Origin of the sequence: Actinotalea ferrariae (genome assembly GCF_019733465.1) — a bacterium.
Lineage (GTDB): Bacteria > Actinomycetota > Actinomycetes > Actinomycetales > Cellulomonadaceae > Actinotalea > Actinotalea ferrariae_A.
The window spans coordinates 1-7,537 of sequence record NZ_JACVQL010000178.1 but is presented as its reverse complement, the minus strand read 5'-3'; the positions used below and the strand labels follow the sequence as shown (position 1 = coordinate 7,537).

General features: G+C 76.8%; 9 protein-coding genes and 1 pseudogene. 4 read left to right on the top strand and 6 right to left on the bottom strand.

The annotated features are described in order from the left end of the window. Positions 1-200 (top strand): annotated as a pseudogene (locus ICW40_RS14115) (phosphatase PAP2 family protein); the annotation flags it as partial. A gap of 73 nt (positions 201-273) precedes the next feature. Here ICW40_RS14115 and ICW40_RS14110 read toward each other — a convergent pair. From ICW40_RS14110 to ICW40_RS14100, 3 genes are read right to left on the bottom strand one after another with little or no spacing between them, the layout of a single operon-like run. Beyond that, positions 274-1,107: an alpha/beta fold hydrolase gene (locus ICW40_RS14110; RefSeq protein WP_308121807.1), complete on the bottom strand. Its 834-nt coding sequence runs from the start codon at positions 1,105-1,107 to the stop codon at positions 274-276. A gap of 44 nt (positions 1,108-1,151) precedes the next feature. Further along, positions 1,152-1,619, bottom strand: a complete 468-nt coding sequence (locus ICW40_RS14105) for an anthrone oxygenase family protein (RefSeq protein WP_221654655.1) — start codon at positions 1,617-1,619, stop codon at positions 1,152-1,154. Further along, entirely contained in the window at positions 1,616-2,494 is an 879-nt protein-coding gene (locus ICW40_RS14100; RefSeq protein WP_221654654.1) for an NAD(P)H-binding protein, read from the bottom strand. Before ICW40_RS14100 ends, ICW40_RS14105 begins: the two co-directional genes overlap by 4 nt. A gap of 80 nt (positions 2,495-2,574) precedes the next feature. Here ICW40_RS14100 and ICW40_RS14095 point away from each other — a divergent pair, with 80 nt between their 5' ends. Beyond that, positions 2,575-3,510 (top strand): AraC family transcriptional regulator, encoded by a 936-nt coding sequence (locus ICW40_RS14095; protein ID WP_221654653.1) that lies wholly within the window; start codon positions 2,575-2,577, stop codon positions 3,508-3,510. A gap of 10 nt (positions 3,511-3,520) precedes the next feature. On the opposite strand, the gene ICW40_RS14090 is transcribed toward ICW40_RS14095, so the two are convergent. Further along, complete coding sequence (locus ICW40_RS14090; RefSeq protein ID WP_221654652.1) at positions 3,521-4,366, bottom strand: phosphotransferase; 846 nt, start codon at positions 4,364-4,366, stop codon at positions 3,521-3,523. A 66-nt stretch (positions 4,367-4,432) separates the two neighbouring features. Between ICW40_RS14090 and ICW40_RS14085 the strand changes: the two genes are divergently transcribed. Both ICW40_RS14085 and ICW40_RS14080 read left to right on the top strand, forming a co-directional pair. After that, positions 4,433-5,260 carry an isocitrate lyase/PEP mutase family protein gene (locus ICW40_RS14085; protein ID WP_221654651.1) on the top strand — a complete coding sequence of 276 codons (828 nt, stop codon included), beginning with the start codon at positions 4,433-4,435 and terminating at the stop codon, positions 5,258-5,260. A 110-nt stretch (positions 5,261-5,370) separates the two neighbouring features. Next, on the top strand, positions 5,371-6,093 hold the full coding sequence (locus tag ICW40_RS14080) for a hypothetical protein (RefSeq protein WP_221654650.1): 723 nt from the start codon (positions 5,371-5,373) through the stop codon (positions 6,091-6,093). A gap of 15 nt (positions 6,094-6,108) precedes the next feature. Here ICW40_RS14080 and ICW40_RS14075 read toward each other — a convergent pair whose 3' ends face one another. After that, positions 6,109-7,170, bottom strand: a complete 1,062-nt coding sequence (locus ICW40_RS14075; protein WP_221654649.1) for an ATP-dependent DNA ligase — start codon at positions 7,168-7,170, stop codon at positions 6,109-6,111. Positions 7,171-7,269: 99 nt separating this feature from the next. Beyond that, a partial coding sequence (locus ICW40_RS14070) for a DUF2599 domain-containing protein (protein WP_221654648.1) occupies positions 7,270-7,537 on the bottom strand: 268 nt, incomplete at its 5' end.

The following is a 7,537-nucleotide window of genomic DNA, read 5'->3' as shown; positions in this document are numbered from 1 at the left end:
CCCCGAGCCCGGCCCCGGGCCCGTCCACGGCGCCTGCACCCGGCCCGGGCGACGGCACCGGGGCGTCCACGACCACTGCGGCCCGCGGCGCACTCGCCCGGACCGGTGCGGACCTCCTGGTCCCGCTCGTGATCGCGGCGGCGCTCCTGGTGGCGGGAGCCGGCGCAGTCCTCGTGGGCCGGCGCCACCGTCGGGCCTGAGCCGCCCCGGTCCTGGCACGGATCTCCCCCTCGGGGCGTCGGACCCCGTGCCAGGACCGGGCGGACGGGGAGGTCAGCGCACGTGCGCGAGGACGGCGGCCGCGACGTCGTCGGGGCGGTGCTCGGGCAACCAGTGGTCCGCGTCGAGCTCGACGTGCGTGAACGGCGCGGCGACGTACCGCGGCGTCGCGGCGACCGCGTCCCGTGAGAAGAACGGGTCGCGGCGACCCGTCACGTAGGTCGTCGGCACCCGGATCCGGCCGCCGCCCGACCCGCGGGAGAACGGGATCGCGCGGTACCACGCCAGCGCCGACGTGAGCGCTCCGGGCTCGAGCAGGCGGTCGGCGTAGCGGTCCGCGGCGCCGTCCTCGAGTCCCGCGCGCCGCAGGCTCCGGCGGAGCCCCGCGGCGTCCCGCCGCAGCATGGTGAGCTCGGGCAGGCGCGGGACCTGGAACCACAGCATGTACGACGAGCGTCGGGCTTGGTCGCCTCGGCGGAGAGCGGCGGCCATGGCCGCCGGGTGCGGCGTCGAGAGGACCGTGACGGACGCCGTCCGCCCGGGGTGCCGGGCCGCGAAGGCCCACGCGACCGAGCCGCCCCAGTCGTGACCGACGACGTGCGCCCGCTCGAGCCCGGCCGCGTCGAGGAGCGCGAGGACGTCGGCGACGAGCTCGGTGACCACGTACGCACGGCGGCCTCGTGGACGCGCGCCGGGCGAGTACCCACGCTGGTCGGGGACGAGCGTGCGCACCCCGACCGCCGCGAGGCGCGGTGCGACCGCGTCGTAGGCGGACGCGTCCTGGGGGAAGCCGTGCAGCAGCACCGCGGCCGGCGCCGTCCCCGGTGCCCCGGCCACCGGGGTGTCCCGGACGTCGAAGCGCAGCCCGTCACGCATGAAGGAGTCCACCCCCGCAGCAGACCACGGCGCGCGCTCCACGACGACCTCGGGCGTCAGACGACCGCCGCGACCACCAGCGCCGCGCCCGCCGCGAGAGCGGCCACCGTGCGGACGTGGTTCCACGCGAGCCACTCGCGCACGTAGCGCGTCCAGAAGGCCGCGGCCGACGGCGCCTGCGCGTCGACCTGGGCGAGCGCCTCGTTGCGCGGCACGTTCGCCGCCGCCGTGACGCCGACGGCCCCGACGACGTACAGCGCGGCGCCGCCGACGGCCCACGGCTCGCCGCGACCGACGCCCACGACGGCGAGCCCGACGCAGGCGACCGCCGTCACGAGCAGGGGTGCGACGACCGCGACGCCCACCGCACGGTTGATCGACTGCATCGCCGCCGCGCCGTCCGCGGGCCGGAGCGCCGCGAGCCCGCGCATCACGAGGACCGAGAACGCGTAGAGGAACCCACCCACGAGCGCGCAGGCGAGCGCGGTCGCGAGGAGGGCGACGTCGTACGCGGACGTGCTCATGACCGGTCGCCGGCCGGTGCGCCCCAGACGCCGCTCGCCGCGGCGGAGCGGGCGTAGTCCGCGACGTCGCGCGGCTCCCGACCGAGCGCCTGGCGGACGCCGTGGCCCAGGTGCGCGTTGCGCCCGTCCAGGACCTCGGTCGCGAGGTAGGTCATCAGCTCGACGAGGTCGTCGCCGTAGGGCCGCAGGTCGGCCTGGAGCTCCTCGACCGAGCAGCGGCGGAACGCGACCGGACGCCCCGCCGCGCGCTCGATCTCGGCGACCGTCTCCGCGAACGTGAGCAGGCGCGGGCCGGTGACGTCGTAGGTCCGGCCCGCATGGCCGTCCTCGGTCAGAGCCGCGACGACGACGTCGGCCACGTCGTCGAGGTCGACCCAGGGCTCGCGGACGTCGCCCACGGGCAGGGCGAGCTCCCCGGCGAGCACGGCGTCGAGGAAGAACCCCTCGCTGAAGTTCTGCGCGAACCAGCCGCACCGCACGACGGTCCAGGTCAGGCCCGGGCGCTGGACGGCGAGCTCGGCCCGCTGCGCCTCGGGCTCGCCGCGTCCCGAGAGGAGGACGAGCCGGCCGACGCCGCGACGGACGGCCTCGTCGACGAACGCGGTGACCGTCTCCGTCGCGCCGGGGACGGCGAGGTCGGGCACATAGCAGAGGTAGGCGGCGTCCACGCCGTCGAGCGCCGGGCCCCACGTCGTCGGGTCGTCCCAGTCGAACGACGGCGTGGTCGAGCGGGAGCCGGCGCGCACCCGCACGCCCAGGCGTTCGAGCCGCTCGGTGACGCGGCGGCCGGTCTTGCCGGTCGCTGCCGTCACGAGGGCTGAGGTGATCTGCGGGGCGGTGCCCGTGGTCCGGGTGGTGGTGTCGTAGGAGGTCATGCCCCGAGCCAAGCGCCAGTGGGCGAGACGATCCATCGTCGAACGGCTCGTCCGCATGTCCGATCGTCTACGGTCGCGGGATGGACGCGGTCACGGGCCTGCTGGACGGACCCCGCGCGCGCGGCGCCTTCGTGCTCCGCTGCGTCATGGAGCCGCCCTGGTCGCTCCGCGTGCAGGACCAGGCCCCGCTGACGCTGGTGGCCCAGGTGTCCGGCAGCTCGGTGATCAGCAGGGGCGGGCCGGCCCAGCACCTGCGCGCGGGCGAGGTCGCCGTCCTGCGCGGGCCGGACCCCTACACGATGAGCGATCACGAGGGCACGCCGCCGCAGGCGGTCGTCCACCCGGGTCAGCGCTGCACCACGCCCGACGGCGTCGAGCTCCCCGGGACGTGGCACCACGGCGTGCGCACGTGGGGCAACCGGCCCGACGGGTCCACGACGATGCTCGTGGGGACCTACGAGCTCGCCGGCGAGGTCGGCGACCGCCTGCTCCGGGCGCTGCCGCCCGTGCTCGTGGTGCCGTCGGGCGCAGCCGGCGCGCTCGTCCCGATGCTCGCGGACGAGCTCGAGCGCGGCGAGCCCGGCCAGGAGGCGGTGCTCGACCGCCTCCTCGACCTCCTGCTCATCACGGTCGTGCGGCAGTGGTTCGCCCGGCCCGACGCCGAACCTCCGGCCTGGTACGCGGCCTGGGGCGACCCCGTCGTCGGCACCGCCCTGCGCGCGATCCACCACAGCCCGGCGGAGTCGTGGACGGTCGAGCGGCTCGCCGTCGCGGCCGGGGTCTCGCGCGCGGCGCTCGCGCGGCGGTTCACCGAGCTCGTCGGGGAGCCGCCGATGACGTTCCTCACCGGGTGGCGGATCGCGCTCGCGGCGGACCTGCTCACGCGGCCGGACGAGACGGTCGGCTCGGTCGCGCGTCGGGTCGGCTACAGCACGCCGTTCGCGCTGAGCACGGCGTTCAAGCGCGTCCGGGGCGTGAGCCCTCAGCAGCACCGCGCCCGCGTCGGCGTCGCCTGACGCCGCGGTCCTACCCGCGCACGCGGCCGACGAGCGCCGCGCGCAGGTCCGCCTCGTGCTGCTCGACCCAGCGGGCGTCGCGCTCCCAGACCGCGCCGTGCCCCTCGTCCCACAGCCGCGACCACGGCTGGGTGCCCGTGCGGTGCCCGTCGGCGAGCAGCGTGTGCATCGACCACGTGCGCGGGGCCAGCGTCGCCGCGAGCCGCTCGCGGCCGGCGTCGTCCAGGCCGTAGCCGTCGGCGAGCGCGGCGAGCCGCCGGGCGACGTCGGGAGCACCGGGCTCGAGCGGCACGAGCGCGTGCGCCAGGTAGGCGAGGTCCCAGGTCCGGGTGCCGGGTGAGCACGAGTCCCAGTCGATGACCACGAGGTGCCCGGCCGGGGCGACGACGAGGTTCCACGGGGCGAGGTCGTTGTGCACGACGAGGTCGGCGCCGTCGGTCGGGATGGGGCAGTCCCAGACGGCGTCGGCGGGCGGTTCCCACCCGTCGAGCGCGTCGTGCAGCAGCCGGGCGACGCGGCCGACGGCGGCGGGGTCGAGCGGCGGCATGCCGGGCCGGGTGGGGTGCGCCATCTCGCCGGGGACGAAGTCCAGGACGTGCCGGCCCCGGTCGTCCAGCCCGTGGCTGCGGGGGGCGTGCGGGAAGCCGACGTCGTGGAGGTGCGTGAGCAGCGCGTGGACCGCGGGGGTCTGCGGCCCGGCCGGGCGGCGCACCGTCGCGCCCACCCGCACCACGCCCGCGCTCACGTTGCCGCCGGCGAGGGGGATCTCGACCTCGTCCGCGACGCGCGCGCCGCGGTCCGGCCCGGTGGTCGCGTCGAGGGCCGGGTCGCGCGCGGGGTCCGGGGGCAGGGGCATCGCGCCATCCTGGCGGCCCGCGGACGACCTCCGCCACGGCGGGACCGCGTTGCTACAGTCCCGGCCATGATCACGCCGGCCCCCGCCGACCAGCGGCAGGTGGAGCGCGCCGAGCGCCTGCGGTCGCTGCACCGGCCGGGGGACCCGCTCGTGCTCGTCAACGTGTGGGACGCGGCGTCCGCGCGCGTCGTCGCAGACGCGGGCGCGACGGCGATCGCGACCGCGAGCTGGGGCGTCTCGGCGGCGGCGGGCGTCCCCGACGGCGAGGGGCTCAGCCGCAGTGAGGCGCTCGCGGCGGCGTCGCGCGTCGTCCGGGCGGTCGACCTGCCCGTGACGGTCGACCTCGAGGCCGGCTACGGCAGCACGCCCGACGACGTCGCCGAGACCGTCGAGCTGCTCGTCGGGACGGGTGCCGTCGGCTGCAACCTCGAGGACTCCGTCCCCGCGGTGGCCGACCACCCGCATGCGGGCGGTCTGCGCCCCGCGGCCGAGCAGGCGGAGCGGATCGCCGCGGCGCGCCGCGGCGCGGACGGGGCCGGCGTGCCCGTGGTCGTCAACGCGCGCTGCGACGCCCTGCTCCACGGCGGCACGCCCGACGACGTCCTCGAGCGCGGCGCGCTCTGGCTCGCGTCCGGGGCGGACTGCGTCTTCGTGCTCGGCACGGAGGACCTGACCCTGCTGCGCCGGTTCGCCGAGGCGTTCGACGGCCGGCTCAGCGTGCTCCAGCGGCCGGGCTCGCCCGCGCTCGCGGACCTCGCGGCGGTGGGCGTCTGCCGGGTCAGCGTCGGCCCCGGTGCGATGGGCGCGGCGTACGCGGCGCTCGCCGAGGCGGCCGCCGGACTGCTCGCGGGCGGGGCGTGCCCGCCCGCGATGGCGTACCGCCCACCGGTCTGAGCGGCGACGGGCGGGGCGCGTGGCCGAGACCACATGATCAGGGGCTTCATGTCCGGCCTCGAGAGGCCGATGGACGAACGGCGACGGTCGCCGGCAGAGGGGGCAAGCTGATGCGTGCGGTCCAGGGACGGACGGGTCCGGGCACGAGCGGGCGCGAGGTGAGCGGCCGGGGCGCCGGCCCGCGGCTCGCCCGGCGAGTGGCCCTGGTCGGGGCGGCGCTCGCCGCACTCGGCGCGCTCACCGGCTGCGCCGGCCTGCCCTTCGGCGAGGCGCAGGAGCCGACGACGGCGACGGATGCCGTCGAGCAGGCGCCCGCCACGGTCGCCGACCTGCCCCCGCTCGACGGCGTCGTCGCCGGCGTGCCGGACGGGTGGGCGCCCGCGTCCGTCGGCCGCCTGCAGCTCGCCGTGCCCGCGGACTGGGCCGACCTCGGTGTGCCGTCGTCGGCGGGCTGGGAGCACCGGAAGTACGCGCGGCCCGCGGGCCCTGCCCTCGCGGCGCAGGACGCGCTCGCAGTCAGCGACGACGGCGCGGTCGTCGTCACCCGGACCCTCGAGGTCAGCGCGCTCGTCGGCGAGAGCACGTGGCGCGGGGGCTGGTCCGACATGACCGGTCAGGAGGGCTACCGGCTCGAGGTCCCGGGCGCCGAGCTCGCCGCCGTGGACCTCACGACCGGCCCGGCGTTCGACGGCGCGACCACCGAGACCCTCACGGCGGAGATCCACCTGCAGTCCGAGGACGGCGCGTACGTCGTCGTGGAGCTCGTCCTGCCTGCCGGTGAGCAGGGGCTCGCCGAGCTGCGCGCCGTCGTCGGGACGCTGACGCTCAGCTGACGACGAGGCGCAGGCTCAGCCGAGCACGTCGGCGAGCGCGAACCGGACGGGCACCTCGAGCTGTGCGTAGGTGCAGCTCTCGGGCTCGCGGTCCGGGCGCCACCGGACGAACTGCGTCGTGTGGCGGAACCGCGGCCCCTCCATGTGGTCGTACCGCACCTCGACGACACGCTCCGGCCGCAAGGGCACGAAGGACAGGTCCTTGCCGGAGTTCCACCGGCTCCCCGCGGCCTCGGTCGGCGTCCGCGTGCCTGCCGCCTGGGCGTGCGCCGTCCACGGGTGGTCGGCCGCGTCGGTGACCAGCTCCTCAAGCTCGGCGTAGAGCTCGCGGCGGCGCGCCATGGGGAACGAGCTCGTCACGCCCACCGAGGCGAGCGTCCCCTCGTCGTCGTACAGGCCGAGCAGCAGCGAGCCGACGGCGTCGTCGGCCGCCTTGTGCACGCGGTAGCCGGCGAGCACGCAGTCCGCGGTCCGCTCGTGCTTGATCTTCGCCATGACGCGCTTGTCCGGCTGGTAGGGCAGGTCGGGCCGCTTGGCGACGACGCCGTCGAGTCCCGCGCCCTCGAAGAGGGAGAACCACTGCTGGGCCTCGGCCAGGTCCGTCGTCGCCTGCGTGAGGTAGACGCCGGGGCCGCCACCCGGGACCGCCGACTCGAGCGCCGCCCGGCGCTCGGCGAACGGCCGGGTGGTGAGGTCCTCGTCGCCCAGCGCGAGGAGGTCGAAGACGACGAGGACGGCGGGCGTCTGCTCGGCGAGCAGCCGCACGCGCGACTGCGCCGGGTGGATGCGCTGGAGCAGCGCCTCGAAGTCCAGGCCCGTGCCGTCCTGCGTCGCGACGACGATCTCGCCGTCGACCACGCACCGCTCGGGGAGCTCGCGGCGCACCGCCTCGACCACCTCGGGGAAGTAGCGGGTCATGGGCTTGGTGTTGCGGCTGCCGATCTCCACCTCGTCACCGTCCCGGAAGACGATCGAGCGGAACCCGTCCCACTTGGGCTCGTAGAGCTGGTCGGGCGGGATCTGGTCGACGGACTTCGCGAGCATCGGGGCGACGGGCGGCATCACCGGCAGGTCCATCGCCCCAGTGTGGTGGTGATCATCACGGGGCGCGAGCGTCGCGGCTCACGGCCGGCGCGGCGGGGCCCGTAGCCTGCCCGGGGTCCGTGCCGGAGGTCGCTACTCGGGGTTGCACTGCGCGGCGAGCACGCGGACGAGACCGACGTCGGGCCGCCATGGCTCGAGGTTCCACGTCTCCTTGTCGGGTGCGCCGATCACGTGGCAGAGCAGCTGGTCCTGCATGGTGGCCGACGCGGCCTCGGGCTCGGACGCGACGAGCTGGGCCTCGAGCAGCGCGAGACCCGCGGTGCTGCCGCCGCGCACCCAGGGCGCGGGTGCGACGGCGAGCGATCGGCCGCCCTCGCGCTCGCCCCAGGTCGCCGCGGCG